This window comes from Ruegeria sp. H4 (assembly GCF_056533065.1).
In genome coordinates this window covers 867,364-892,816 of record NZ_JBQFOC010000001.1, presented here as the reverse complement: position 1 = coordinate 892,816, position 25,453 = coordinate 867,364, and the positions used below count along the sequence as shown (strand labels likewise).

At 58.6% G+C, this 25,453-nt stretch carries 25 protein-coding genes; 14 read left to right on the top strand and 11 right to left on the bottom strand.

What is annotated here, in order from left to right; genetic code table 11:
* Window positions 1-64: 64 nt before the first annotated feature.
* Genes ACR0KG_RS04540 through ACR0KG_RS04520 form a run of 5 tightly spaced genes read left to right on the top strand, consistent with a single transcriptional unit; the run spans window position 65 to window position 7,273 of the window.
* Window positions 65-1,837 carry an ABC transporter ATP-binding protein gene (locus ACR0KG_RS04540; protein ID WP_480546260.1) on the top strand — a complete coding sequence of 591 codons (1,773 nt, stop codon included), beginning with the start codon at window positions 65-67 and terminating at the stop codon, window positions 1,835-1,837.
* A complete protein-coding gene (locus tag ACR0KG_RS04535) occupies window positions 1,830-3,740 on the top strand; it encodes an ABC transporter substrate-binding protein (RefSeq protein ID WP_480546258.1) in 1,911 nt (636 codons plus the stop codon). The genes ACR0KG_RS04540 and ACR0KG_RS04535 overlap by 8 nt, the downstream gene beginning before the upstream one ends.
* Before the next feature lie 13 nt (window positions 3,741-3,753).
* The gene (locus ACR0KG_RS04530) at window positions 3,754-4,782 is read left to right on the top strand and encodes an ABC transporter permease (protein WP_480826609.1); all 1,029 of its coding nucleotides are present in this window, start codon (window positions 3,754-3,756) and stop codon (window positions 4,780-4,782) included.
* Window positions 4,779-5,933 carry an ABC transporter permease gene (locus tag ACR0KG_RS04525; protein ID WP_480541828.1) on the top strand — a complete coding sequence of 385 codons (1,155 nt, stop codon included), beginning with the start codon at window positions 4,779-4,781 and terminating at the stop codon, window positions 5,931-5,933. Before ACR0KG_RS04530 ends, ACR0KG_RS04525 begins: the two co-directional genes overlap by 4 nt.
* Complete coding sequence (locus tag ACR0KG_RS04520; RefSeq protein ID WP_480826608.1) at window positions 5,930-7,273, top strand: CoA transferase; 1,344 nt, start codon at window positions 5,930-5,932, stop codon at window positions 7,271-7,273. Before ACR0KG_RS04525 ends, ACR0KG_RS04520 begins: the two co-directional genes overlap by 4 nt.
* A gap of 100 nt (window positions 7,274-7,373) precedes the next feature.
* On the opposite strand, the gene ACR0KG_RS04515 is transcribed toward ACR0KG_RS04520, so the two are convergent.
* Window positions 7,374-9,737 (bottom strand): mechanosensitive ion channel domain-containing protein, encoded by a 2,364-nt coding sequence (locus ACR0KG_RS04515; protein ID WP_480541824.1) that lies wholly within the window; start codon window positions 9,735-9,737, stop codon window positions 7,374-7,376.
* 275 nt (window positions 9,738-10,012) lie between these two features.
* Between ACR0KG_RS04515 and ACR0KG_RS04510 the strand changes: the two genes are divergently transcribed.
* The 7 genes from ACR0KG_RS04510 to ACR0KG_RS04480 are packed head-to-tail and all read left to right on the top strand — an operon-like array spanning window position 10,013 to window position 16,510.
* A complete protein-coding gene (locus ACR0KG_RS04510; RefSeq protein WP_480541822.1) occupies window positions 10,013-11,227 on the top strand; it encodes a glycosyltransferase family protein in 1,215 nt (404 codons plus the stop codon).
* The gene (locus ACR0KG_RS04505) at window positions 11,224-12,471 is read left to right on the top strand and encodes a glycosyltransferase (RefSeq protein ID WP_480826606.1); all 1,248 of its coding nucleotides are present in this window, start codon (window positions 11,224-11,226) and stop codon (window positions 12,469-12,471) included. Before ACR0KG_RS04510 ends, ACR0KG_RS04505 begins: the two co-directional genes overlap by 4 nt.
* Window positions 12,471-13,547 (top strand): glycosyltransferase family 4 protein, encoded by a 1,077-nt coding sequence (locus ACR0KG_RS04500; RefSeq protein WP_480826605.1) that lies wholly within the window; start codon window positions 12,471-12,473, stop codon window positions 13,545-13,547. The genes ACR0KG_RS04505 and ACR0KG_RS04500 overlap by 1 nt, the downstream gene beginning before the upstream one ends.
* Window positions 13,544-14,128, top strand: a complete 585-nt coding sequence (locus ACR0KG_RS04495) for a histidine phosphatase family protein (protein ID WP_480826604.1) — start codon at window positions 13,544-13,546, stop codon at window positions 14,126-14,128. The genes ACR0KG_RS04500 and ACR0KG_RS04495 overlap by 4 nt, the downstream gene beginning before the upstream one ends.
* Window positions 14,125-15,267, top strand: coding sequence for a glycosyltransferase family protein (locus ACR0KG_RS04490; protein WP_480546249.1), 1,143 nt, complete (start codon window positions 14,125-14,127; stop codon window positions 15,265-15,267). The genes ACR0KG_RS04495 and ACR0KG_RS04490 overlap by 4 nt, the downstream gene beginning before the upstream one ends.
* Window positions 15,264-16,037, top strand: a complete 774-nt coding sequence (locus ACR0KG_RS04485; protein ID WP_480826603.1) for a polysaccharide deacetylase family protein — start codon at window positions 15,264-15,266, stop codon at window positions 16,035-16,037. The genes ACR0KG_RS04490 and ACR0KG_RS04485 overlap by 4 nt, the downstream gene beginning before the upstream one ends.
* Window positions 16,034-16,510, top strand: a complete 477-nt coding sequence (locus ACR0KG_RS04480; RefSeq protein WP_480826602.1) for a class I SAM-dependent methyltransferase — start codon at window positions 16,034-16,036, stop codon at window positions 16,508-16,510. The genes ACR0KG_RS04485 and ACR0KG_RS04480 overlap by 4 nt, the downstream gene beginning before the upstream one ends.
* Here ACR0KG_RS04480 and ACR0KG_RS04475 read toward each other — a convergent pair whose 3' ends face one another.
* A complete protein-coding gene (locus ACR0KG_RS04475; protein ID WP_480826601.1) occupies window positions 16,511-17,653 on the bottom strand; it encodes an alpha-D-ribose 1-methylphosphonate 5-triphosphate diphosphatase in 1,143 nt (380 codons plus the stop codon). It lies immediately after the preceding gene.
* Between the two features lie 52 nt (window positions 17,654-17,705).
* On the opposite strand from ACR0KG_RS04475, the gene ACR0KG_RS04470 reads away from it, so the two are divergent.
* Complete coding sequence (locus ACR0KG_RS04470) at window positions 17,706-18,389, top strand: DUF1045 domain-containing protein (protein ID WP_480826600.1); 684 nt, start codon at window positions 17,706-17,708, stop codon at window positions 18,387-18,389.
* On the opposite strand, the gene phnN is transcribed toward ACR0KG_RS04470, so the two are convergent.
* The 8 genes from phnN to phnG are packed head-to-tail and all read right to left on the bottom strand — an operon-like array spanning window position 18,371 to window position 23,967.
* Window positions 18,371-18,919 carry a phosphonate metabolism protein/1,5-bisphosphokinase (PRPP-forming) PhnN gene (gene phnN / locus ACR0KG_RS04465; protein WP_480826599.1) on the bottom strand — a complete coding sequence of 183 codons (549 nt, stop codon included), beginning with the start codon at window positions 18,917-18,919 and terminating at the stop codon, window positions 18,371-18,373. The two genes, ACR0KG_RS04470 and phnN, sit on opposite strands and share 19 nt — an antisense overlap.
* Complete coding sequence (phnL, locus tag ACR0KG_RS04460; protein ID WP_480826598.1) at window positions 18,916-19,599, bottom strand: phosphonate C-P lyase system protein PhnL; 684 nt, start codon at window positions 19,597-19,599, stop codon at window positions 18,916-18,918. Before phnL ends, phnN begins: the two co-directional genes overlap by 4 nt.
* Before the next feature lie 22 nt (window positions 19,600-19,621).
* Entirely contained in the window at window positions 19,622-20,392 is a 771-nt protein-coding gene (phnK, locus tag ACR0KG_RS04455; protein WP_353012148.1) for a phosphonate C-P lyase system protein PhnK, read from the bottom strand.
* Window positions 20,389-21,249, bottom strand: coding sequence for an alpha-D-ribose 1-methylphosphonate 5-phosphate C-P-lyase PhnJ (locus ACR0KG_RS04450; protein ID WP_480826597.1), 861 nt, complete (start codon window positions 21,247-21,249; stop codon window positions 20,389-20,391). Before ACR0KG_RS04450 ends, phnK begins: the two co-directional genes overlap by 4 nt.
* Complete coding sequence (locus ACR0KG_RS04445; protein ID WP_480826596.1) at window positions 21,246-21,842, bottom strand: HAD family hydrolase; 597 nt, start codon at window positions 21,840-21,842, stop codon at window positions 21,246-21,248. Before ACR0KG_RS04445 ends, ACR0KG_RS04450 begins: the two co-directional genes overlap by 4 nt.
* Window positions 21,839-22,930, bottom strand: coding sequence for a carbon-phosphorus lyase complex subunit (locus ACR0KG_RS04440; protein WP_480826595.1), 1,092 nt, complete (start codon window positions 22,928-22,930; stop codon window positions 21,839-21,841). The genes ACR0KG_RS04445 and ACR0KG_RS04440 overlap by 4 nt, the downstream gene beginning before the upstream one ends.
* A 3-nt stretch (window positions 22,931-22,933) precedes the next feature.
* Window positions 22,934-23,509, bottom strand: coding sequence for a phosphonate C-P lyase system protein PhnH (gene phnH, locus ACR0KG_RS04435; protein WP_480546231.1), 576 nt, complete (start codon window positions 23,507-23,509; stop codon window positions 22,934-22,936).
* Entirely contained in the window at window positions 23,509-23,967 is a 459-nt protein-coding gene (phnG, locus tag ACR0KG_RS04430) for a phosphonate C-P lyase system protein PhnG (RefSeq protein ID WP_480546229.1), read from the bottom strand. Before phnG ends, phnH begins: the two co-directional genes overlap by 1 nt.
* Window positions 23,968-24,069: 102 nt before the next feature.
* Between phnG and phnF the strand changes: the two genes are divergently transcribed.
* The gene (phnF, locus tag ACR0KG_RS04425; protein WP_480826594.1) at window positions 24,070-24,780 is read left to right on the top strand and encodes a phosphonate metabolism transcriptional regulator PhnF; all 711 of its coding nucleotides are present in this window, start codon (window positions 24,070-24,072) and stop codon (window positions 24,778-24,780) included.
* Between the two features lie 57 nt (window positions 24,781-24,837).
* On the opposite strand, the gene ACR0KG_RS04420 is transcribed toward phnF, so the two are convergent.
* A complete protein-coding gene (locus tag ACR0KG_RS04420; protein ID WP_480826593.1) occupies window positions 24,838-25,452 on the bottom strand; it encodes an LbetaH domain-containing protein in 615 nt (204 codons plus the stop codon).
* Window position 25,453: the final 1 nt, after the last annotated feature.

The following is a 25,453-nucleotide window of genomic DNA, read 5'->3' as shown; positions in this document are numbered from 1 at the left end:
GAAAAAATCACGGGGAGTTGATAGAGCCGATGCAAACATGCGGCCAACCGGGTGGAAAACCCGAATGAATGCTTTGTTGTCCGTCAAAAACCTGAGCATCGGTTTTGGCGCAGGTGAATCTGTTGTCAAAGATGTGAATTTTGATGTCCATGCCGGACAGACCCTGGCGCTGGTCGGCGAGTCCGGGTCTGGCAAAACCATCTCATGCCGCGCCGCCTTGCGCATTCTGCCCCGAACCGCGCAAATCCGCAGCGGATCAATCACTCTTAACGACTCCAAAGGTGCCGCCGAACTGACACAGATCAGCGAGCGCGAAATGCGTGGCATTCGCGGCAACCGGGTATCGATGATTTTTCAGGAACCGATGCGCTCGCTTTCGCCGCTGCACAAGATCGGCAATCAGGTGAGCGAGGTTCTCTGGCTTCATCGCGGCGCGTCCGAGGCACAGGCCCGCAAAGAGGTATTGAGTCAGTTCGAACGCGTTGGCTTCCCAGACCCGCAGCGCGCCTACGATTCCTATCCGTTCGAACTGTCTGGCGGCATGCGTCAGCGTGCAATGATCGCCATGGCAATGGTATCTAAACCCGATCTGTTGATCGCTGACGAACCGACCACAGCGTTGGACGTGACCACTCAAGCACAGGTTCTTGGCCTGATCAAAGAGCTTCAGCGCGAAACCGGCATGGCTCTGATCCTTGTAACCCATGACCTTGGCGTTGTGGCGAACATGGCCGAACACGTGGTGGTGATGCACAAGGGCCGTGTGATGGAGGCAGGCCCCGCCGCGCCGATCCTCACCGCTCCGGCGCATCCTTATACCAAGCAGTTATTCGATGCCGCCCCCGCGATCCCCGATAACGATGCTGTCGGGGTGCCAATGCCGGATGAAGACCTGATCCTGCAGATGAAAGGCGTTTCAAAGACCTATACGATGCGGGCCAGCAAAGGCTGGCAGGCCGACAAGGAAATCCACGCCTGTCGTGGCGTCGACCTGAACCTTGGCCGCGGCAAAACGCTGGCCATTGTCGGTGAAAGCGGGTCGGGCAAGACCACGGCAGCCCGGATCGCCCTGGGGGCAGAGCTACCTGACGCCGGTGGGGAAGTTCTGTTCAAAACCTCCGCACGAGATGACCCGATCCCCGTACATCAGATGACCCGCGCCCAGCGCACCGCGTTTCAACGCAAGGCGCAGATGGTATTTCAAGACCCCTATAGCTCGCTCAGCCCGCGTATGCGCATTCAGGATGCGATGACCGAACCGCTGGAAATTCACCGGATCGGGTCGACATCGGAACAACGCGACAAGGCCGCCGAGATGTTGCAGCGCGTGGGGCTGAACGGGGATATGCTGAAACGCTACCCGCATGCGTTCTCCGGCGGGCAAAGGCAGCGCCTGTCCATTGCGCGCGCCATGATGCTGGACCCGCAACTGATCGTCTGTGACGAACCGACCTCGGCTTTGGATGTTTCGGTACAGGAACAGATCCTGACCCTTTTGGAGAATTTGCAGGACAGTCTGAACCTGTCGTATTTCTTTATCTCTCATGACCTTGCCGTTGTGGCCCGCATCGCCGATGAGGTCGCCGTAATGCGCCGGGGGTTGGTCGTGGAACAAGCCCCGCCCGAAACCCTTTTCTACAATCCGCGCCATCCCTACACAAAGGCGTTGATTGCCGCCCAACCAGAACCCGACATCAACCGCCCGATTGACTTGCAAATGGTCTCATTGGGTGCCGGCGCGCCGGACAGTTGGGATGAAGCCTTTCGTTTCTCTGACACCGTGATACCTTCACTTGTGGAATTGGAGCCGGGCCATAAGGTACGTTGCCATGTATAAGACCACTCGCCATCTGATCCTTGCGGCATCGTTGGCCTTTTCTTTGCCCTTTGCCGCGAGCGCCGAACTTCCGACCTTGCAAGAGAGTGAGTTCTGGTCAAACGAGGTCAATTCCGGCGATCTGCCGCCCATAGCCGAGCGCCTGCCTAAGGAACCGCTGATCGTTGATCTGGCCGCGAAAGGCCGCGAATTCGGAACCCAGGGCGGCACCTTGCGCACCATGGTGACCCGGTCCAAGGATATCCGTCAGATGGTCGTCTATGGCTATGCGCGACTGGTCGGGTTTGACGAGAACTACAACATTGTCCCTGATCTGCTGGCCTCGTTTGAAAACGAAGGCAACCGTAAGTTCACCCTGAAGCTTCGGGAAGGTCACAAATGGTCTGACGGGTCGGCGTTCACGTCCGAGGATTTTCAATATTGGTGGGAAGATGTAGCAAACAACCCTTTGCTCAGCCCATCCGGCCCGCCAGATTTCCTGATTGTCGAAGGCAATCCGCCCACAGTTTCTTTCCCGGATGAAACCACGGTGATCTTTGAATGGCCGGATCCCAATCCGGATTTCCTGCAATCACTGGCTCAGGCCCGCCCACCGTTCATCTATCGGCCCTCGGCGTTCTTGAAACCCTATCACGAGAAGTACGCAGACCCTGAAGAGCTTGCCTTTTTAGTCGACGACGCCCGGGTCAAAAGCTGGGCCGCGCTGCACAACAAGCTGGACAACCTGTACAAGTTCGACAATCACGAACTGCCCACGTTACAGCCTTGGTTGAACGCAAGTTCTGGCAAGAAAATCCGCCACAACTTTGTCCGCAACCCCTACTATCACCGCATTGACTCAAATGGCGTCCAACTGCCCTATATTGACATCGTCGCGATGGAGATCGTCGCCCCCGGTCTGGTCGCCGCAAAAACCAACGCGGGCGAGAGCGATCTACAGGGTCGCGGCTTGGCCTTCCGGGATGCATCGATCCTGAAAAAGGGGGAAGAGGTCGGCGACTACAAAACCCTGCTGTGGAAAACCGGTGTCGCCTCGCAAATCGCAATCTACCCCAACCTGAACTACGCGGATGAGGTCTGGCGGAATGTGCTGCGCGATGTCCGGGTGCGCCGTGCACTTTCGCTGGCGATAGATCGCAAAACCATCAATCAGGCGCTCTACTTCAAACTGGCGAAGCCAATGGCGATGTCCGTCCTGCCTGCCTCGCCCTTTTACAACGAGGAAGATGCCAAAGCCTGGGCCGCATTCGATGTCGACATGGCCAATGCGCTGCTGGATGAGGCCGGGCTGGACCAACGCGACGGCTCTGGCACCCGTCTATTGCCGGATGGCCGCCCGATGGAACTGATCATCGAAACCGCAGGTGAACGGCAAGAAGTTGAGAATGCGCTGCAGATCGTAACCGATACATGGCGCGAGATCGGGGTCAAACTGGTGATGCGCCCGCTTGATCGTGACATCTTGCGGAACCGTGTTTTTGCAGGCAATACAATGGCTTCAGTCTGGTTTGGGTGGGATGACGGGCTGCCGCAGGCACATACCTCTCCGGCCTATCTGGCCCCGACCGATCAGGTCTTCCTCGCCTGGCCCAAATGGGGCCAATTCTACCAGACAGGTGGTGAGGTTGGCGAAGCCCCCGATATGCCCGAGGCCGAGCGGCTCATGAATCTGAACCATGATTGGGAGGTCGCCACCACGGATGAGGAGCGCACGGCAGTTTGGGCAGAGATGTTGAAAATCCACGCCGATCAGCTTTATGGCATCGGCATCCTGAACGGCGCCCCACAGCCTATCGTCGTATCGAACCGTCTACGCAACGTCCCGGAACAGGCCATGTGGGCGTGGGAGCCCGGCGCGCATTTTGGCGTCCACCGCCCAGACGAATTCTTTTTGGTCGACTGACAGGAGCAGCTAAATGATCATGCTGCGCTATGCGGTCTATCGCTTCTTTACGATGCTGCTGACGCTGTTGGTGGTCTCGGTTTTGATTTTCATCATCATCAACCTTCCGCCGGGCGACTATCTGAGCAATCAGATCGCCGAGCTTCAGGCCTCGGGCCAGTCAGCAGGTGTGGCAAAGGCCGAGTTTCTGCGAACCGAATATGCGCTGGATCGGCCGATGTGGGAACAATATCTGATCTGGATGGGCTTCTGGCCCGGCCCGCACGGGTTCTCTGGCATGATACAGGGCAATTGGGGTTGGTCCTTCGAGTTCGACCGCCCCGTGTCCGAGATCGTGGGCGATACGCTTTGGCTGACCGTTGTTGTGAACCTGGCCGCTATTCTGTTCGTCTACGCCGTTGCCTTGCCCTTGGGCGTGATCGCCGCCGCACGGTCGCGGACATGGATCGACTATACTTCGGCCTTTGTCGGTTATCTGGGACTGGCCACGCCGAACTTTCTACTGGCGTTGATCCTGTTCTACTACGGCCATCAGTATTTCAACCTGCCAATCGGCGGATTGATGGATCCCAAATTCGAAGGTGAGCCGATGAGTTGGGACAAGCTGAAATCCATCCTTGTTCACCTGATCGTACCCACCTTTGTGATCGGCACCTCCGGCGCCTCGGCGATGATGCAGCGTTTGCGTGCGAACATGCTGGACGAGCTAGGCAAGCCTTATGTTGAAACCGCGATTGCCAAGGGTATGGCGCCAACGCGGATGCTGACAAAATACCCTCTGCGCGTGGCGTTCAATCCCTTCGTGGCCGATATTGGCAACCTGCTACCCTCAATGATATCAGGCTCAGTTCTGGTGTCTGTTGTTCTGGGTCTACAAACAATTGGCCCGACCCTGCTGACAGCCCTTAAGACACAGGACCAGTTCCTATCGGCCTTCATTTTGATGTTCGTGGCCCTGCTGACACTGATCGGTACGATGATCTCGGATATCCTACTGGTGATGCTCGACCCACGTATTCGGTATGAGGGGCGCGAAGCATGACAGATCGCCCTGATAACCGCTATGTTGACGAGGCACCGTTCGATCCCGAAGCCTCGGTCCAGCAGCTAGAACGCGCTGATCTGGACGCCCCGAACTGGGTGCTGGTCTGGCGCAAATTCAAAACACACAAGCTGGGCCTGATCTCGGGCATCTTCCTGTTGCTGTGCTATCTTATGTTGCCGTTTGCGGGGTTCATTGCACCGTACGGCGCCAACGAACGCAATGGCGAGCATCTCTATGCCCCGCCCCAATCGATCAACTGGTTCCATGATGGCGAATTCATCGGGCCGCATGTCTATCCAATTGTAGCCGAAGCCGATCTGGAAACGTTCCAGTGGAAGTTCGTTGCGGATACTGACGACCCAAAACCGATCAAGTTCTTCTGCGAAGGCTCCGAATATCGTCTGGCCGGGTTCATCCCCTCTGACACCCATCTGTTCTGCGCACCGGATGGAGCGACCGTGTTCCTCTGGGGCTCGGACCGACTGGGCCGCGATATCTTCAGCCGCATCCTCTATGGCGCGCAACTGTCGCTGACTGTGGGCCTGATTGGCATCTCGGTATCGTTCTTCCTAGGCATTCTGTTCGGTTCAATGGCCGGGTATTTCGGCGGGCGCATCGACTGGACCATCAACCGTGTCATCGAAGTTCTGCGATCCCTGCCCGAACTTCCCTTATGGCTGGCCCTGTCCGCCGCTGTGCCCTCGAATTGGAGCCCTGTCGCGGTCTTCTTCATCATCTCGATCATCCTGGGCATCCTCGACTGGCCCGGCCTCGCCCGATCCGTGCGGGCCAAATTCCTATCGCTGCGCGAGGAAGAATATGTACGCGCAGCTGAGATGATGGGCGCCAGCTCGGGTCGGGTGATCCGCAAACACCTGCTGCCGAACTTCATGTCCCACCTGATCGCCTCGGCCACCTTGTCGATCCCGGCCATGATTCTGGGCGAAACGGCGCTTAGCTTCCTGGGTCTGGGTCTGCGTGCACCGGCGGTCAGCTGGGGGGTCATGTTGAATGACGCGCAGAACCTCGCCTCAATCGAGATTTATCCGTGGACGGCCATTCCTATGCTTCCCATTATCGTCGTCGTTCTGGCCTTCAACTTCCTGGGTGACGGATTGCGCGACAGCCTCGACCCCTATCAACAATGAGCCTGCTGGCCTCTCTTCCCGCGGCCAGCAGCTACCGCACGAAAAAGCCCGGTGTTTTGCACAGTGCGTTTGCTGTCTCAGAACTGGCGACCGCCAGCATCGCGGCGGTCGGACAGGAACTGTCGCGCCTGATGGTGGCGATGAACCTTACACCAACCGCACCTGAGGTGGTTGTGGATCAGCGCCTGGCCTCACTTTGGTATCGCTATTCCTTCAAACCAGACGGCTGGGAAATGCCAAGCCTGTGGGACGCGGTCGCCGGAGACTATCAGGCGGCAGACGGGTGGATTCGCCTGCACACCAACCTGCCGCATCATCGGGCCGCAGCCTTGAAGGTGATTGGCACACGCGCGGACCGGGACACCGTCGTACAGGCATTGAAATCATGGTCGATCGTTGACCTGGAAACCGCCATCGTCGCAGAAGGCGGGGTCGCCGCCGCCATGCGCAGTCGGGCCGAATGGCTGGACCATCCTCAGGGGCGCTCTGTGTCGCGGGACCCTTTGATTAGTTGGCACGGTCCTAGAAATATTTCTTTGCGGGATCGGCCCGAAGCAAGCACCAATCGCCCACTGGCTGGGCTGCGCGTGCTGGATCTGACGCGCGTTCTGGCAGGCCCGGTCTCAACCCGCACGCTGGCGGGACTTGGGGCTGATGTTTTGCGCATCGACCCACCGGATTGGGACGAGCCTGGCGTCATCCCTGACATCTCTTTGGGCAAACGCTGCACCTATCTCGACCTCAAATCACCAGAGGGGCTTGCGCGGTTGGAGGGGCTTCTGGCAGAGGCCGATGTATTTGTCCATGGCTATCGCCCCGGTGCATTGGATGCGTTGGGACTGAATAAAGCCAAGCGAGATCAACTGGCCCCAAACCGGGTTGAGGTGACGCTGGATGCGTATGGCTGGCAAGGTCCTTGGGCCGCACGGCGCGGATTCGACAGCCTGGTACAGATGAGCGCCGGGATCGCACATACCGGTATGATCTGGGCGCAGGCGGACAAACCAACCCCGCTGCCGGTTCAGGCGCTCGACCACGCAACCGGTTATCTTATGGCTGCCGCTGTTCTATCTGCTCTGGCCGAAGCGGCGCGAGGTAACACCGTGATGCATGCCCAACTGTCGCTTGCCCGAACGGCAGAGCTGTTGGCAGCCCTGGGCAAATCCGATTCGGAGAAGGCCATCAAGGACGCCTCTCAGTCTGACTATAACAATACGCCCGAAACCTCGGGTTGGGGGCCGGGATATCGCCTGAGATCGCCGCTGAGCGTTGGCAAAACCAAACTGCACTGGAACCTGCCCGCCTCAAAACTGGGCACATCCGACGCCGTCTGGCCCTAGCCGATCAAAACACGCGACCGCCGCGCGGAACGCGCGGCCCGGCCCAACGCTTTGGGGGTCGTCTCGTCAGAGATGCATCCCACAGGGGCAGGAGCCTACCCTAGCGATCATCTCCACCCGGGCCGATATCATCCAGGTAGTCTTCGTCAATCGCAGCCTGAACCGCGCCGGTGACCGCCTCACGCTGTTTCGGGCTCAGGTCCTCGACCTCTTTGCCATCGGCCAGTCTGACGGTCACCTCACGATGGGCAAAGCGGATACCTTCACGCGCAAACAGCTCTCGGATGTCCTGGTAGACCTTCTTGCGCACCAGCCACTGATCACCGGGCTTAGTCATGAACTTGACGCGGATGATCATCGCGGAATCCTGCATCTCGATCACGCCCTGCGATTTGAGCGGTTGGATGAAGTTTTCACCAATCACCGGGTCGCTCAGCAGTTCCTGCCCCAGCTTCTTAATCAGCTTGCGTACCTTTTCGACATCAGTGTCATAGGTCACGCGCAAGGGCAGTTTCATGATCACCCAATCACGCGAATAGTTGGTCAGCACTTTGATCTCACCAAATGGTATGGTGTTCAGCGCCCCCAGATGGTGCCTCAGCTGGAATGACCGGACCGAGATCTTTTCAACCGTCCCTTTCACGTCCCCAATGTCGATGTATTCCCCTTTGCGGAACGCGTCATCGAGCAGGAAGAAGGCACCCGAGAAGATATCGCGCACCAAGGTTTGTGAGCCAAACCCGACCGCCAGCCCGACAACACCGGCACCAGCGAACAAGGGGCTGACATTGATGCCCAGTTCCATCAGTACGATCAGGATAATCGTCACTACGACAACGGCCAGGATCGCCCCACGGAACAGTGGTAGCAGAGTCGCCAGACGGCTTTGCCCGCCTTCGCCACCTTCGTCCCCAAGTTCGGCCTCGGTACCGTCATCGGATTCTTCGGCGATCTTGCTGTCGATCCAGATGCGAAAGAAGTTGAACAGGATGTAACCGATGAACAGGATCACCATGACATCCAGCGCGCGCTCGATGGGCAGGTCTTCGCTCCAACTGGCTTCGGGGTTCCAGATCACGACCAAAGCGTAGATGCCGACTACAAAGGCCAGAATGCCGGCCACACGGCGGGCCAGATCCTCATAAGTAAGGATCACATGCTTGCGTTGCTCAGCTTGCGGCGTGTCGGCATCCTCGTGCGCTGCATCTGCAATGGCATTCTTTTCTTCTATACGCCGGTTGCGATCAAAATAGCGTTCCAGCACATAGTTCATCGCGCCGTATGCGACGACAACTGACATGAAGATCATATAGCTACTGGCAACAATCGGGATTGAATTGTCATTCTCCAGCACCAGATCAACGGCCAGTTTGAACCAGCTGAACATCAAATAGACGATCAGAAATGGCGCCCAGGCGAAAGAAATAAACCTCAAGAGCCATGATACTTGAGCCGGGGCCCGTCCACCTCGGATCGCGTTAGAAATCGCACGCGCATTGAATAGGATCATCAGGATGTTGCCCACGGCACCGACCATGGTCAGCCCGCCATACACCATGGCGTAGACATTGTAGTTCAACCCGAAATCCGCGACCCAGGTTGCAAATAAAACGGCCGAGATATCATAGGTCGCCAGAAGCGAGGCCCAGATATACAGCCGCTTCGCATCCCGGTCCGAAAACGGGGGCAATCGGTATTGGCTCAGAAAGGGTGACAGCACCATCCGCCACAAGTCAGACACCGTGCGCGCCAGGAAAAAGGCGGTGAAGATGGCAGTCACCGTAAACTGGATCGAAATATCTTCGGCCTCGCCAAAGAACAGATAGCCAACGATCAGGGCCATCAACATCGCAAAGATGGTTCCGCCTATCCCCATAAGGAAGCGGAACACCAAGAACGGCATCTTTTCCTTATAGCCTTGCGGGTTTTCCTTGATCCGGGCCACCACCCAGCGTCTGGCGAACCGCTTGCCATAGATTTCGGTGGACAGCCATCGGCCCAACAGCAGGAACAGAACGTTCCAGCCCAGAACCTCGACATAGGTCTGTATCCGCCCGTCCGGGCTGGTCTGGCGCAAGATGTACTGAACTTCGAACACCGAATACGGCAACGCCTCCAGCCGTGATGCGGCGGAATCGCGGAATTTCGAGAACCGCTCCTGCGCTTTCATCAGCTGCGACCCATCAGCCATTGGGTTACCCGAAGCGTCTTCCGATGCCTCTGCCGCAGCACCGGTTGACGTGACGACCTGCCCGGCGCTGTCAATGACAATAACGCTGGCACCGGCCTCACTGGCGGCGCGGATGGCAGCGGCCAAATCGCTTTCACTGGTGGTGTCGGTACTCTCGCTTGATCCAGAGGAATAGCCCGGTATCAACCCGGTTTGCGCGGTTCCGCTGACCGGATAGACCAAGACAAAGGTCATGAACGCAAAAAGCAATCCAGCCAGAACATTATGTTTCATAGGGTCTTACATCCCGATCCAAAGTTTCGGATAAGGTTACAAAAGCGTTCGGTTCAGTTCAAACCATCTTGGCCCAAGGTCCCAAATTTGTGTTAAATTGCGTGATCGGCGCACCGTGACAAGGATTCCTCAAAACCCATTCGGCTGTTGCCAAATCACAATGTTTGGCGCATTTGCAAAGGCGCTTTTCCACCTTTGGCAAGCGCGGCTTAACAATGTAAGGTATGTGGTGCAAACGCGCAGACCATAAGTAAGACCAAAACACAGGCACCAATATGAGCCTCGGCAAAAACACAGTTAACACCGGTCGCGCGCCGCGCATCCTGTTTTACAGCCACGATACTTTTGGGTTGGGGCATCTGCGACGCTCGCGCGCATTGGCTGCAGCGATCACACAGGCTGATCCGACCGCCTCGGCCCTGATCCTGACGGGATCGCCCGTGGCTGGGCGGTTTACCTTCCCGCGCCGCGTCGACCATGTCCGCCTACCCGGCGTCACCAAGCGCGCCGACGGGTCTTATGCCGCGCGCACAATCGGGATGGGGATCGATGAAGTGACCGACCTGCGATCCGGCCTGATCCAGACAGCAGTTCAGCAGTTTAACCCCGATATCCTGATCGTTGACAAGGAACCCACCGGGTTTCGGGGTGAGCTTTTGCCCACGCTTGAATATCTTGAAAACAACTGCGGCACACGGCTGATCCTGGGTCTGCGCGATGTTCTGGATGAACCCGAGGTGCTGGCTGCAGAGTGGGAGCGCAAAGAGGCCATCGCCGCAACCGAACGGTTTTATCATGAAATCTGGGTTTACGGGCTGAACTCAATCTATGATCCAACCAAAGGATTGCCGCTGAGCCGCAGCGCGCAATCCCGTATCCACTACACCGGCTATCTGCGCCGCGATCTGGGCCCGGTTGGTGAACCGCCCGAACAGCCCTATATTCTGATCACACCCGGCGGAGGGGGTGACGGCAAGGCCATGGTCAATCTGGTCCTTTCCGCCTACGAAAAAGATCCCGATCTGTCCCCCCGAGCCATTCTGGTCTACGGCCCGTTCCTGTCGGGTGAGTTGCGAGAAGAGTTTGAAACCCGTGTCGCTGCGCTAAACGGTCGGGTCACTGCCGTTGGCTTTGAATCCCAGATCGAAACCCTGTTTGCCGGGGCGGCTGGGGTTGTGTGCATGGGGGGCTACAACACGTTTTGCGAGGTTCTGTCCTTTGACAAACGTGCCGTTATCGTGCCCCGCACCACTCCTCGTCTTGAACAATGGATCCGGGCCTCGCGCGCCGAAGGTCTGGGGCTGGTGCGCATGCTGGATGAAACCCGCGATGGCCTGACGCCCGACGCGATGATCAAAGCCATCCGCGCGCTGCCGCAGCAATCTTTGCCATCGCAAACCATCCGTGCTGGCCTGCTGGATGGCCTTGACTATGTCACAGCCCGTATTGATGCCCTGCTGACCGGGGAAAAGGAACGAGCCACCGGATGAATGCCAATGCTCCGAAGCTAGCGGTGCTGGTCAAAGGGTGGCCGCGCCTATCCGAGACATTCATCGCGCAGGAACTGGTCGCCCTTCAGGATGCAGGCCACCAGTTTGATATCTGGTCGCTGCGCCACCCCACGGATGCCAAGCGTCATCCTTTGCATGACCGCTTTAGCGGTCAGGTGCACTACCTGCCTGAGTATCTGTATGACGAACCCCAACGCGTCTGGGCCGCGCGCGCGGTGGCACAGCGCCTGCCCGGTTATGCCGAGGCCTATGACGTCTGGCGCAAGGATCTGCGCCGCGACCCGACCCATAATCGCATTCGCCGTTTCGGTCAGGCCTGCGTTCTGGCCACCGAGCTTCCGGCAGAAACACGCGCGCTTTATGCGCATTTCATGCATACGCCTTCGTCCGTCGCGCGCTATGCCGCCATCATGCGCGGCCTACCGTGGAGCTTTGCCGCCCACGCCAAAGATATCTGGACCTCGCCGGACTGGGAAAAGCGCGAGAAGCTGCACCCAGACACCTATGGCGCAGCCTTTGGCGCGACGTGCACTGCATTTGGTGCCAAACATCTGCGCGGACTGGCCGACACGCCAGATCGGGTCGATCTGATTTATCACGGGCTGGATCTGGGCCGGTTCCCTGCGCCGCCAGACCGTCTACCACGACAACCCGATGCGGCCTTCCATATGATGTCGGTTGGCCGGTTGGTTGAGAAAAAAGGGTTTGAACGGCTGATCGCCGCTTTTGCCTTGCTGCCGGATACTCTGAACTGGCGCTGGACCCATATCGGCGGCGGCGGTTTGGGGCCAAGCTTGCGCGATCAGGCCTTGGCTGCCGGTGTTGCAGATCGCATCACCTGGAAAGGGGCCTGTGATCAGCCCGAGGTGATTGCCGCCATGAGGCAGGCAGATTTGTTTGTTCTGCCAAGCCGGATTGCCGAAGATGGCGACCGGGACGGGCTGCCAAATGTCTTGATGGAGGCGGCCTCGCAAAAACTGCCGATCCTGTCGACACCGGTTTCGGCCATTCCCGAGTTCATCGAAACGGGGGTTCATGGCCTCTTGTCCAGCGACGGTCCTGCCGCATTGGCCAGTGCGATTTGTGACCTTGCAGCGCACCCATCCCAAACCGCCCAAATGGCCGAAGCCGCTTATACGCGCCTATTGGCAGAGTTTCGGATGGATCCAGGAATTGCGCGTTTGTCGGCCCGTCTTAAGACCCTGTGCGCGGATGCAGCCTGATGGCCCGGGTCGCGTTTTATGCGCCGATGAAATCGCCCGATAGCCCCAAACCCTCGGGCGATCGCGAGATGGCCCGAAACCTGATGCAGGCAATCGGGGCACAGGAGGATCGCGTTGATCTGATCTCGGACCTGCGCATCTATGACAAAGCTGGCGATGCGGCGACGCAGCGCGCCCTGCGACAAGCGGCCGAGGTTGAAGCACAGCGGCTGATCTCGGACATGCCTGAAGACATCGACCTTTGGGTGACCTATCACAACTACTACAAGTCCCCCGACCTGTTAGGGCCGGTCGTCGCACAGGCACGTGGCATTCCTTATGTGCAGTTGGAAAGCACCCGCGCCACAAGTCGCCTGATGGGACCTTGGGCAAGATTTGCGCAAGATGCGCATACAGCCTGCGACGCGGCACAGGTGATTTTCTATCACACGGCCAATGATCTGATCACACTGGAGCGCGAACGCTATGACGACCAGGCGCTGATTGAGCTGCCTCCATTCTTGCCTATGGCGGATCTGCCACCCGCAAGTACTTGCGATGGCCCGATGCTAACCGTTGGGATGATGCGCCATGGGGATAAGCTGTCCTCGTACCGGATTCTGGCCGAGACGCTGTCGCACCTGTCAGGCGATTGGCACCTGAACATCGTGGGTGATGGCCCTGCGCGCCCGGATGTCGAAAACCTGATGGAACCGTTTGAAGGCCATATCACCTTTCTGGGCCAACTCGATCGGGAGGCGCTCCAACGTGTTTACGGCGAGGCCTCGATATTCGTGTGGCCCGGTGTGAACGAAGCCTATGGGATGGTCTATCTGGAAGCGCAAGTCGCTGGCGTACCCGTCGCCGCGCAAGACAGACCCGGTGTGCGGGACGTTCTGGCCCCAGCGGACTACCCGGCTGCTGAGGCGGGGGCAAAAGGATTGGCGCAGCAGATTCAACCTTTGCTGGATGATCCCAAGCGGCGGCGCGCCCTTGGCCAAGCGGCCCGCACGCATGTTGCCACCCGTCACCTGATGCCCAAAGCGACCGAGGTGTTTTGGGCAGCCATACGCCCAATGCTGGAGGTAACGGCATGACCCGATTGGCTCTGCTGCGCCATGGACACACCCACTGGAACCGTGCTGGACGCATTCAGGGGCGCAGTGACATCCCACTGGATGACGATGCCCGTTCAGAACTGGCCGAATATGCCCTGCCAAACGGTTGGGAAGACGCCGAGATATGGTCCAGCCCTTTGGCCCGCGCGCAAGAGACGGCGCTGTTAGTATCGGGTCGCACCCCTCAGACCTCGCCCGCGTTGACCGAAATGAACTGGGGCCGGTGGGAAGGGTTGCGCGGGGTCGATCTGATCGCAGACCCAGACAGCGGGTACCGCCATATCGAGGACTGGGGTTGGGATTATCGCCCACCCGAGGGCGAAAGCCCTGCTGAAGTTTGGGCACGATTGGAATCCTGGCTGTGTGAGCTGAACCAAGACACTATTGCTGTCTGCCACATCGGCATCATGCGCGTCATTCAGGCCCGGGCCTGGGGGTGGAACTTTGAAGGCTCCGCGCCCTTTAAGATCAAACGTAATCGGCTCTATATCATTGATATGGACGATATGACCCCAACACCGGATCCCGTTCGCCTGATTGCTCGCGGAGTTACCGAATGAACATGATGATCGTCGTGACCCATCTGCTGGGAACAGGTCACCTAAGCCGCGCATTGACGCTTGGCCGTGCCTTTGCCGAAGACGGCAGCGAAGTCATGATCGTGACCGGCGGGATGCCCGCGCCGCAGTTAAACTCGGACGGCATAACACTGTTTGGCCTGCCCCCGCTACGCTCAGACGGAACAGATTTCACGCGTCTTTTGACGGAGACCGGTGAGGTCGCCGACCCTGCCTATCTTTCGTCGCGCATTGCGGCACTTGTTCAGGCTGTGCAGAGCTTTCAACCGGATGTTCTGATCACCGAGCTGTTCCCCTTTGGCCGCCGGTCTCTCGCGGCGGAGTTCGAAGCGGGCCTTGCGGCGGCACATGCCTTGCCGAAACGCCCGCTGGTTCTGGCCTCGGTCCGGGATATTCTGGCCCCGCCATCCAAACCGACCAAAGCCACCCATGCCGACGAAATCATTAGTCGTTTTTACGATGGTGTCTTGGTGCATTCGGATGAGAGCATAATCCCATTATCGGTCAGTTGGCCGGTATCCGATCAACTGGCCCAGCACCTGCACTATACGGGTTTTGTTGCGCCTGCCGCGGCGCGCCCGCATCCCGAGGCGCTTGGAACCGATGAAATCCTGGTAAGCGCTGGTGGCGGATCGGTGGGGCAGCCGATCTTTCGTGCGGCCATCGAGGCCGCGCGAAAGATACCCAACAGGCGCTGGCGCCTGTTGGTGGGCGGGCGTGATGCTCAGGAGCGCATAGCAAAACTATCTCAGCTTGTGGGTGAGGCACCCGTGTCGCTCGAACCCGTCCGCCCGGATTTTCGCCAGATGCTGCCACACGCGGCGGCCTCGGTCAGCATGTGCGGCTACAACACTGCGCTGGACATCCTGCAATCGGGCACCCCTGCGGTACTCATCCCGTTTGATGACGGCAAAGAGGTTGAACAGGACCTACGCGGTCAAAGCCTGTCAGAATTGCCAGCAATAGAAGTGCTGCGTAGTCAGGCATTGACCGGCGATAGTCTTGCCGAACGGGTCGAACAAGTGATCTTGGAAGGCAGGCGTGCACCCAAGCAAGACGGCCTCGATGGAGCACAGCGCTCAGTCGAGATCACAAAGCATCTTTTGGGGCGGCGCACATGAGGCCGGATTGGAAACCCTTGGAGGACGAGCTTGCGCATTGGCATGCCCAAGGCCTGACGCTGCCCCTATGGTGGCGCGATGATGATGCCACGGTGCAAACACCGCAATTGGCGACACTGACTGCGCTGTCCGAACGCGTTGGATTGCCGGTACATCTGGCCGTTGTCCCCCGGGATGCGAATGCCAGCCTTGCGGGTTTCGTAGCACGCCACGAAAGCCTAATCCCTGTCGTCCATGGCTGGGCACACCAAAACCATGCGCCTGCGGGAGAAAAGAAGTCTGAATTTCGCGCGCATCGCCCGTTACAGGATATCATTGCCGACGCGCAAGCCGGGTTTGTTCGCCTGACGGATCTGTTTCACGACAGGTTGCGCCCCATGTTTGTCCCCCCCTGGAACCGGATCGGGGATGAGGCTGTCGCCCAACTTCCTGCACTTGGGTTCCGAATATTGTCGACAGCAACACCGCGGAAAGCGACCTTTGCGGTCCCTGGACTGGAACAGATCAACACGCATCTGGACCCGATTGACTGGCGGGGCACACGGGGATTGGTCGCACCGGACATTCTGATCGCAAGGATGGCCGCACTACTGCAAGACCGCCGCACGGGTCAGGCCGACAATACAGAGCCCTTCGGCATCCTGACCCACCATTTGGTTCACGACCCCGACATTTGGACCTTTACCGAGGCATTGCTAACAAAACTGCTGGAGGGACCCACGCACCCTTGGGCCGCCCCCGACACCCCACAACGGAGTTCCCCCATATGAGCAGATTGGATTCCATGCTGCGCCGCCTGACCGCTCAGCGCGACGGGCTGAACTGGGCTGCAGCCCGGATCGCCAAACAAGACGGAGATGTTCTGGACATGGGTCTGGGCAATGGTCGCACTTATGACCACCTGCGGGAAATCATGCCGGATCGGCGCATTTGGGTGATGGATCGCCTGTTGCAATGCCACCCTGACAGTACCCCACCCGAACAGGATTTTTTGCAAGGCGAGGCCGAGCCAATGCTGCAGAAACTGGCAGCCTCGGGCCACAAGATGGCCATGGCACATTACGATTTCGGACGCGGGATCAAGGAAGAGGATGTGGCCGAAGCCGCACGCCTCAGCCCGTTGATCGCACAGGTCATGCAACCCAATGGGTTGTTGATCTCGGGCCAGCCGCTGGTCGGGTTCAACCAGATCGACGGACCCGAAACCATCGCCCCGGACCGTTATCTGTTTTACACCGCCTGATCAGGCGACCCGCTGCCCGCGCGACCAAACGGCGCTGAGCGCGGGTACGTTGCCACGCATGCGGAACCGGATCAGGTCAGCGCGTGCATCTTTGCGCAGCTCGCCCCGATCCTGCAGCCCTGCGGCCTGCGCTGGGGAGAGTGTAACGGTTTTGAGGCCGCGCGCCATATCCCCCCACATCTCGCCCAATCGCACTGCCGACAGCAACAGCGCCGAAGGCACGTAGTCTGATGACATGATGTCCAGATGGCCCAGCTCCGCCAATTCCCGGGCTGCGACGTTCCCGGAATGCGAACCGCCTCGGATGATGTTTGGGGCCCCCATCATGACCTTGATGTCGTGATCGTGGCAGGCGCGTGCCGCCTCGACGGTCGTGGGAAACTCGGCCAAGCGGATACCGTGGCCAGCAGAAACCTTCACCTGATCCTCGGTCGTGTCATCATGGCTGGCCAGCACCGCCCCAAAACGACGCGCGGCCTTGACAGTCTCGACCTCATGCTTCTCACCATACGCATCCCGCAGGCCCTTTAGTCGCGCCACATGCTGCAGGAACATGTCATCGTCCATGGCATGCTTGCCCTTCACATAAGCCTCAAGCTTCGAGATATCCCGAAACTGGCGTTGCCCCGGCGTGTGATCCATCAGCGAGACCAACCCAACCCGATCTTCCGGGCCGAACTCATCCAGTTCTTCGACCAGGGTTTCCGAGCAGACCTCTGCCCGCAAATGCAGGAAGTGACTGATCTTAAGGGCGTCCTGTTCGCGTAGCTCCCACAGTTCTTGCGACAAACCGCGGGCGTATTTGCCATACCGCGCCGCACCAGATGGGATCGACCCCACCCGCATGGCATCGAACACCGTGGTAATCCCGGTGCTGGCCAACTCGGCGTCATGAGCCAGGATCGCAGCAGCATGAGGCCAGTCCACTTTCGGACGCGGCTGGATATGCCGCTCCAGATTATCTGTGTGCAGCTCGACCAGACCGGGGCAAACATAGTCGCCCTCACAATCAATCGCACCCGCCGGAACCGCAGCCCCGGTGTCGATATCGGCAATATGCTCACCAACGATGCGAATGCTGCCGGTTACGGTCTCATCCGGGAAAACAAGCGTGGCATTGGCAAGGGTCAATTCTTCTGTCATCTGAACTTCACACTGTTTGAGCTATTGGAAGGCCACGCACTAGGAGGCCAATGTGACATTCACGCGATACGCGATCTATTTTGCACCACCCGCCAAGGCGGATTGGACGGTTTTTGCAACCCGCTGGCTGGGTTGGGATATGGAAAACGGAACGCAGATCGCACACCCACCGGTCGATGGTGTTGATGTGGCCGCCGTGACCGAGGTGCCCCGCAAATACGGGCTGCACGCGACTATGAAACCCCCGTTTCGCCTGCGCAATGGCCAAAGCTGTGAGGCTTTGCAACGGGCCTGCGAAACGCTTGCGGCCAACCAAACGTCGGTTAATCTGGACGGGCTTGAAATTGCGCGTCTTGGTCGGTTTTTGGCCTTGCGCCCGGTTGGCGATGTGGATGCGCTGAATGCGTTGGCCGCCGCCTGCGTGACAGAGCTTGACAGGTTTCGCGCGCCCGCATCCGAGGTCGAACTGACGCGTCGCCGTGCCGCCAATCTGACCCCGGAACAGGATGCCCATCTGATCAGATGGGGCTATCCTTACGTGCTGGATGCGTTCCGGTTTCACATCACGCTGAGCGGGAAGTTGGACAAACCCACTCTGGCCGCGACCGAAACTGCGCTTCACACGCATCTGGCTCCGCTTTTGCCAAAACCCTTCCAGATCGACGATCTGGCTTTGATGGGCGAGGCCGAGGACGGGCGATTTCACCTGATCCATCGCTACGCGCTTTCTAGTTGAAGTCGGTTCAGGATTTCGCTGACCGTATCGTCCAGCGCGCCCGAATTGTCGATTTCGAACACTCGCTCCAGCCCCTCAGGCAAAGAGGCGCGTGCTCGCCCAAGGCGGCGCGCTTGTTCCACGCTGCTTTCGCGCCCACGCGCCGCAAGACGCTGGGCCAGAACTTCAGCGCTGGCAGTCAGCGAGACCACAACCAAATCTCCGAAGACCTCCTGCGCCTGCACCAACACGGACCGAGAGAAGTTCACCAATAAAGCGCTGCACTTCTGTCGCTGCTCGGCGATCTGCAACGGCACACCATATAGCAACCCATGGGCCGACCAATGCAAGGCAAACGCCCCGTCCAGCACCATCTGTTCGAACACATCGACCGAGACACGGTCAAAATCCTCACCCTCTTCCCCTTCGGGCCGGGTGATCACACGGCGCAACCGCTGAATACCGGGCGCACGGGTCTCCAGTGCTTCCATCACACTGTCTTTGCCGACACCCGAGGGGCCGACAATCGCAATGACTGGAGCCAGCGTCATGCGGCTTTCCCAGGGGTGAAGCCCGATACGTCGATCTCGCGGTCACACACCCGCTGACGGGCTTCGATATCGTGGAAGATGCCCACAATCGCCGCGCCGCGCGCTTTTGCCTCTTCGATCAGGGACAAAACCGTTTCACGGTTCTGTGCATCCAAACTGGCTGTTGGTTCGTCCAGCAACATCGCCGGATATTCATGCGCAAAACCGCGCGCGATATTGACCCGCTGCTGCTCACCACCCGAAAACGTCGTCGGGCTCAGCGCCCACAGCCGTTCAGGAATGTTCAACCGTTTGAGCAGGCCTGCAGCCTTGTCCAATGCGATTTGCCGGTCATGACCTAGGGCCAGCAACGGCTCTGCCACAACCTCCAGCGTCGGCACCCGAGGGACCACCCGCAGAAACTGGCTGACATAGCCCAGCGTCTCACGCCGCAGCGCCAGAATCTCACGCGGTTCGGCCTGTGCCACGTCCAGTCCACCGACCAGCACCTTGCCAGACGCCGCCAGATAGTTCCCGTAAATCACCCGCATCAGCGTGGATTTGCCCGCGCCCGAGGCCCCTGTCAGCGCGACGCATTCGCCCGCGTCGACTTTTAACGAGGCCCCTTCCATAACCGGGATAACCGCGCTGCCCTGATTGTGCAGGGTAAAGCTCTTGCTTACGTCGTTCAGCTCAATCATTGCTTCATCTTTTCCCAAATACTCAAACCTGCAGAACGCTGGAGACCAGCAGCTGCGTATAGGCATGTTGCGGATCGTCCAGCACCTGATCGGTCAACCCGGCCTCGACCACATGGCCGTCTTTCATGACCATCAACCGGTCCGCCAGCAGACGCACAACGGCCAGATCATGGGTGACGATGATGGCGCTCAGCCCCATTTCGCGCACCAACCCGCGCAACAGGTCCAACAGGCGTGCCTGAACCGACACATCCAGCCCGCCGGTGGGTTCGTCCATGAACACCAGCCGGGGGCCTGTGACCAGATTGCGCGCGATCTGCAAACGTTGTTGCATCCCGCCCGAAAACGCCGTGGGCCGGTCATCAACGCGTGCCTCGCTGATCTCGACCCGACCCAACCAGTCGATCGCCTTGTCGCGGATGTCGCCATAGTGACGATCGCCGACCGCCATCAGGCGCTCGCCGATATTGCCACCCGCACTGACCGACATCCGCAGCCCATCGCGGGCATGCTGATGAACAAAGGCCCAATCGGTGCGGCTGAGCATCCGACGCTCGGGTTCCGACATGGTCACGGTGTCCACCGGACCATCTGCGCGAGTGTCAAAGACCACCTGCCCGGCATCAGGCTCCAAATGCCCCGCCAAGCAGTTCAAAAGGGTCGATTTGCCCGAGCCGCTTTCGCCCACGATCCCCATCACTTCACCGGGATAGAGATCAAAGCTGACATCCGTGCAGCCGATCCGCGCGCCATAGTGTTTCTGAATATCTTTGACTTGCAACAAGGGGGTCATGCCGCGTTCTCCTTGGTCATTGGACCGACATGGCCCGCCTCGCGGCGCGACCGGCAATAGTCGGTGTCCGAACAGACAAACATGCGATTGCCTGCGTCATCCGTGATGACCTCATCCAGATAACTGTCCGTCGCCCCACACAGATCACAGCAGTGATCGGCCTTGGTCGCCTCGAACGGGTAATCCTCGAAATCCAAGCTGACGACCTTGGTGTGTGGCGGCACCGCGTAAATCCGTTGTTCGCGTCCCGCGCCAAACAGCTGGATCGCGTCCATCTCAAGCTTGGGGTTATCGAATTTCGGAATCGGGGACGGATCCATCACATACCGTTCCGACACTTTCACCGGATAGGCGTAAGAAGTCGAAATCGCGCCATGCTGGCTGATATCTTCATACAGCTTCACATGCATCAGCCCGTATTCCTCTAGGCTGTGCATCTTGCGTGTCTCAGTCTCGCGCGGTTCCAGAAAACGCAGAGGTTCCGGGATCGGCACCTGATACACTAATATCTGATCTTCGGTCAGCTTCGCCTCGGGGATGCGGTGGCGGGTCTGGATGACAGTCGCCTTTTCCGTTTCTTCCGTGGTTGTCACACCTGCGGTGTTTTCAAAGAACTTCCGGATCGAAACCGCATTGGTGGTGTCATCCGCGCCCTGATCGATCACCTTAAACGTATCATCCGGCGTCAGCGTCGCGGCCGAGACCTGCACCCCACCCGTACCCCAACCATAGGGCATCGGCATCTCGCGGCTGGCAAATGGCACTTGGTAGCCTGGAACTGCCAGCCCTTTGAGAATGGCGCGGCGGATCATCCGCTTGGTCTGTTCGTCCAGATAGGCGAAATTATACTCGCTCATAAGAACCCTCTTTCGGTTAGCGCGATGTCCAGCGCTTTTGGCGTGCTGAAATGAATACCGTCCATGCCGACTGCCTTTGCGCCTTCGACATTGTGCAACCCGTCATCAATGAAAACGCAGTCTTCTGGCGCTACTCCCGCACGATCACATAGCATGTGGTAAATACGGGCATCCGGCTTCATCACACCTTCTTGCCCAGACACGACCAGAGTGCCGAAGACCTCACCTAAACGTGGGTGGACCTTCAGACCTTCGGGCCAGGTTTCCGCAGACCAATTGGTGATGGCGTGGACTGCGGTTCCTTGAGCCTTCAACCGGTCCAACACGTCCCAAGTTCCATGGATCGCGTTTTCTACCGTCCGGGCGTAAAGCGAAACATAGTCTACAAACAGGTTTTGATCTTGCGGGTCTTCTAACTCTTGCGCCAGATCCGCAAACTGCTCACCATTGTCCGCACGCGCGTTCTTTTCTCGAAAACCCGTTCTTTCGATAAACGCATGAGCAGCCTCTTCTGAACCCAGCGCTTCGACCCAAGCCAATTGCGGCTGCCAATCAATCAGCACACCGCCAATATCAAAAACGACCGCCTTCATTCCGCGGCCTCCCTGGGCGCAATCCGCTCTTCGGCCTCGCGGCGCAGCTTGCGGACCAGCTCCAATTCGGACTGGAAATCCACGTAATGCGGCAGTTTGATATGTTCCAAGAACCCGGTCGCCTGAATGTTGTCCGAATGGCTCAGAACAAACTCTTCGTCCTGCGCCGCAGCACCAACAAAATCCTCGCCCAGTTCTTTCCAGCGCAGCGCGCGATCTACCAGAGCCATCGAGATGGATTTCCGTTCCGATTGCCCGAACACCAAACCATAGCCGCGTGTGAATTGCGGCGGTTCAGTCTTGGAGCCCTTGAACTGGTTCACCGTTTCACATTCGGTCAGCTCAACCTCGCCAATGTCGATGGCAAAACCCAGTTCAGGGATTTCCATCTCAACCGCGACCTTGCCGATCCGTAGTTCCCCGACAAAGGCGTGGTTGCGGGCATAGCCGCGCTGGGTTGAGTAAGCCATACCCAGTACGAACCCTTCATCCCCACGTGTCAGCGATTGCAAGCGCAAAGGTCGGTTCGATGGGAACTCCAGTGGTTCGCGCGTCAGATCACCGGGTGTTTCATCACTGGCAATTTCGTCCTGAATGATGTCCTCACCCTTGAGGAATTCAGTGATATGCGGCGTGTGTTCGGTGCGTGCCGCCCCTTCCGGCGCGGCGGGCACCTCTCCGTCAGCGGCCAGTTTGAAATCAAGCAGGCGATGGGTGTAGTCGAAAGTCGGGCCCAGAACCTGCCCGCCGGGCGCATCCTTGAACGTGGCCGAGATCCGTCGGTCACAGTCCATCTGCCCCGTCTCAACCGGGTTCGAATACCCAAAGCGCGGCAAGGTCGTGCGATAGGCGCGGATCAGGAAGATCGCTTCGATCAGATCGCCACGCGCCTGTTTGATCGCCAATGCGGCCAGATCGGGATCATACAGAGAGCCCTCGGCCATGACCCGGTTTACCGCAAGGCTCAACTGCTCGCGGATTTGCGCAAGGCTCAGTTCGGCCACGTCGGCTGATCCACGCCGTTCCTCGGCCAGCCAGGCATGGGCGTTTTCAATCGCTTTTTCGCCACCTTTGACAGCTACATACATGGCTTAGCCTCCTACCGTGATCTGCGTGCTGCGCGGCAGAGCCGCAACCTGATCGCCGCAGGTCAGAAAAAAATCACACCCCAACGGGTAGAGCGCCGCATTAGCTTGCAGAACAGCCACATCCGGTAGTGACAGTTGGGCGACATCCTTGATGCCCGGCCCAGACAGAACCGCACCTGACGCCTGCAGGTCATCGCATTCCACGATCAACGTGGTCGAGCGGTCGGGGTATTCCGGCGTTCCAATACGATACGCATTGAGGGATCCCAAATCCTGCCAGGTTCCAACGGCAAAATCCGCCTCAGACGCGGCAACCAGAGGTGCCCCGGTGTGAAAGGTCAGCCACTTGCGCACGGCGTCGGTGTCGACTGCCCCGGCCAGGTACAGCTTGGTTTCTGGGTCGCAAAGCGTCAGCAGTAGGGTCGCCGCCGCAACCGACAAGGGCGCCGGAGGAACAGCGCCGGTCAGGCTGCGAATCTCACCCGGTCGGGCCATGACTGTCATAGCTGCGCGGAAGGCATGTGCCGCCTGGATTGGGGCGTTATCAAATCCGCCCGAAAACTGTGCTTGTTCCGCCATCAGTCTTCCCCCCGCACCATCGTGAAGAACTCGACCTTCGTCGCCGCCGCCTTGGCCGCACGCGCCGTTTTCGACGCCTGCATCTGCCGCTTAAGCGGTTCCAAAAGCTCGGACCTCAAGGTCCCCGCCGCAGGGGTCTGCATCATCGCGTCAATCAGTGCCGCAGCTTCGGCCTTAGGTTTTGACCGCCCCTGCACATATCCGTGCCCAACGGTGCCATCGTCCAGAACAACGGAGCAGCGGGTCACAGTCATTTCACCCAGATTGAACGGTGCGCCGGTGCTGCCCGCACGACCACGAACCATGACGCCGCCGACTTCAGGACGGCGCAGCCAGTCAAAATGTGGACGGTCGAAAAGCCCATTCCAAAGCGCCAACATCGCCTCTTCTGGCGCGCGCGCCAGAAGGCCCATCCATTCTTGCCGGGCGGCAGTCTCAATTTCTGTTTGATTTGTCATCAAAGCCTCTTGGCGGGGTTGTCTACACATACTATACAACTAGACAAATATTATATCGTACGATCCTGACCTGCAATCGAAACTCTGTGAATATTTGATGACATGAGCAAAACTCCGATCTGGAAAAGCATCTCGCTTAGCCTGACCTCTGACATAGCTGAAGGGCGGTACCAAACCGGGGATCGCATCCCGACCGAGGCGCAGCTGGCCGCAAAACATGGCGTCAACCGTCATACGGTGCGGCGGGCCTTGTCGGATATGGCTGAACAGGGCTTAGTCCATGCGCGGCGCGGTGCGGGTGTGTTCGTGGCGGCTCGCCCAACCGACTATCCCATTGGTAAGCGCGTCCGGTACCACAAGAACATTTCGGCCAGCGGCAAAATCCCCGGCAAGCAGATACTCGCCCTGACAACCCGCGCCGCCGATGAGACCGAAGCTGATGCACTTCAGCTAAACAGTGGCGACCCCGTGCACGTCTATGATGGATTATCCTTGGCCGATGAGCAGCCGATTGGACTGTTTCAAAGTGTTTTTCCGGCCCAACGATTTCCCGATCTCTTGAAAGCTCTGCAAGACACCCAATCCGTCACAAAGGCGCTGCAGACCTGTGGTGTATCCGATTACACCCGAATATCGACTAGGCTAACCGCGCGGGCGGCAACGGCAACTCAAGCTTTGCATCTGCATCTCAGCGAAGGAGCCCCGATACTGTTTTCAACGGGGATCAACGCCGACCCTGATGGCAATCCAGTGGAATTTGGCCGGACCGTTTTTGCCGGTGAGCGCGTGACTTTGACCCTGAACGACGATTGATCGAAAAGGGCTTCCGCGGGTCTTCGACCTCCTGAAGGAGGTCTTATTCCTTGATGCCTATTCGTATTTTTCCAGGAACGCCTCAGCATCCAAGGCGCGAAAATCCGGCAAGGCTTTGCACAGGCGGGCATTGTCCCAATCCCACCAGGCCAAGGCCATCATCCGGTCAGCTACGTTGACGGAAAAGCGGCGGCGTATTTCAGTCGCCGTGACGCCTCCGACGATGGAAAAGGGTGCAACATCCTTTGTGACCACGGCCCCTGCAGCCACAACCGCTCCGTGGCCAATTGTCAACTCGGGTTTGATCATGGCACCATGGCCAATCCAAGTGTCATGGCCAATCCGAGCAGTACGGCTGGCCCGATGGGAGAACCAGTCGGCATCATCTTCTTCATTGTCCCAATAGCTCGCCGATCGATATAGAAAATGATGCAGCGACGCTTTCTCCATGGGATGATCTGTTGCCCCAATGCGCGTGAAACTGGCGATATTGGCGAATTTGCCGATCTCGGCATTGGCGATGTCGCAAGTTCGGTCACAATAGGAGTAGTCACCCCAGACCGAATTTGCGACACGGCTACCCGCGCCGATCTCGACATATTCACCAAACTGACTGTTGGTGATCTGACAATCAGGGTGAATGAACGGCTGATCTGCACGCAGTCTTGGCATG

Bases quoted from the DNA above. Each gene is read 5' to 3' on its own strand.
- ACR0KG_RS04525 (WP_480541828.1), top strand. From the start codon at position 4,779: ATGACAGATCGCCCTGATAACCGCTATGTTGACGAGGCACCGTTCGAT.
- ACR0KG_RS04490 (WP_480546249.1), top strand. From the start codon at position 14,125: ATGAACATGATGATCGTCGTGACCCATCTGCTGGGAACAGGTCACCTA.
- ACR0KG_RS04530 (WP_480826609.1), top strand. From the start codon at position 3,754: ATGATCATGCTGCGCTATGCGGTCTATCGCTTCTTTACGATGCTGCTG.
- phnN (WP_480826599.1), bottom strand. From the start codon at position 18,919: ATGACGCTGGCTCCAGTCATTGCGATTGTCGGCCCCTCGGGTGTCGGC.
- ACR0KG_RS04440 (WP_480826595.1), bottom strand. From the start codon at position 22,930: ATGTATGTAGCTGTCAAAGGTGGCGAAAAAGCGATTGAAAACGCCCAT.
- ACR0KG_RS04495 (WP_480826604.1), top strand. From the start codon at position 13,544: ATGACCCGATTGGCTCTGCTGCGCCATGGACACACCCACTGGAACCGT.
- phnK (WP_353012148.1), bottom strand. From the start codon at position 20,392: ATGACCCCCTTGTTGCAAGTCAAAGATATTCAGAAACACTATGGCGCG.
- ACR0KG_RS04420 (WP_480826593.1), bottom strand. From the start codon at position 25,452: ATGCCAAGACTGCGTGCAGATCAGCCGTTCATTCACCCTGATTGTCAG.
- ACR0KG_RS04515 (WP_480541824.1), bottom strand. From the start codon at position 9,737: ATGAAACATAATGTTCTGGCTGGATTGCTTTTTGCGTTCATGACCTTT.
- ACR0KG_RS04445 (WP_480826596.1), bottom strand. From the start codon at position 21,842: ATGAAGGCGGTCGTTTTTGATATTGGCGGTGTGCTGATTGATTGGCAG.
- phnG (WP_480546229.1), bottom strand. From the start codon at position 23,967: ATGACAAATCAAACAGAAATTGAGACTGCCGCCCGGCAAGAATGGATG.
- ACR0KG_RS04450 (WP_480826597.1), bottom strand. From the start codon at position 21,249: ATGAGCGAGTATAATTTCGCCTATCTGGACGAACAGACCAAGCGGATG.
- ACR0KG_RS04510 (WP_480541822.1), top strand. From the start codon at position 10,013: ATGAGCCTCGGCAAAAACACAGTTAACACCGGTCGCGCGCCGCGCATC.
- ACR0KG_RS04520 (WP_480826608.1), top strand. From the start codon at position 5,930: ATGAGCCTGCTGGCCTCTCTTCCCGCGGCCAGCAGCTACCGCACGAAA.
- ACR0KG_RS04480 (WP_480826602.1), top strand. From the start codon at position 16,034: ATGAGCAGATTGGATTCCATGCTGCGCCGCCTGACCGCTCAGCGCGAC.
- ACR0KG_RS04475 (WP_480826601.1), bottom strand. From the start codon at position 17,653: ATGACAGAAGAATTGACCCTTGCCAATGCCACGCTTGTTTTCCCGGAT.
- phnH (WP_480546231.1), bottom strand. From the start codon at position 23,509: ATGGCGGAACAAGCACAGTTTTCGGGCGGATTTGATAACGCCCCAATC.
- ACR0KG_RS04535 (WP_480546258.1), top strand. From the start codon at position 1,830: ATGTATAAGACCACTCGCCATCTGATCCTTGCGGCATCGTTGGCCTTT.
- ACR0KG_RS04505 (WP_480826606.1), top strand. From the start codon at position 11,224: ATGAATGCCAATGCTCCGAAGCTAGCGGTGCTGGTCAAAGGGTGGCCG.
- phnF (WP_480826594.1), top strand. From the start codon at position 24,070: ATGAGCAAAACTCCGATCTGGAAAAGCATCTCGCTTAGCCTGACCTCT.
- phnL (WP_480826598.1), bottom strand. From the start codon at position 19,599: ATGATTGAGCTGAACGACGTAAGCAAGAGCTTTACCCTGCACAATCAG.
- ACR0KG_RS04485 (WP_480826603.1), top strand. From the start codon at position 15,264: ATGAGGCCGGATTGGAAACCCTTGGAGGACGAGCTTGCGCATTGGCAT.
- ACR0KG_RS04500 (WP_480826605.1), top strand. From the start codon at position 12,471: ATGGCCCGGGTCGCGTTTTATGCGCCGATGAAATCGCCCGATAGCCCC.
- ACR0KG_RS04540 (WP_480546260.1), top strand. From the start codon at position 65: ATGAATGCTTTGTTGTCCGTCAAAAACCTGAGCATCGGTTTTGGCGCA.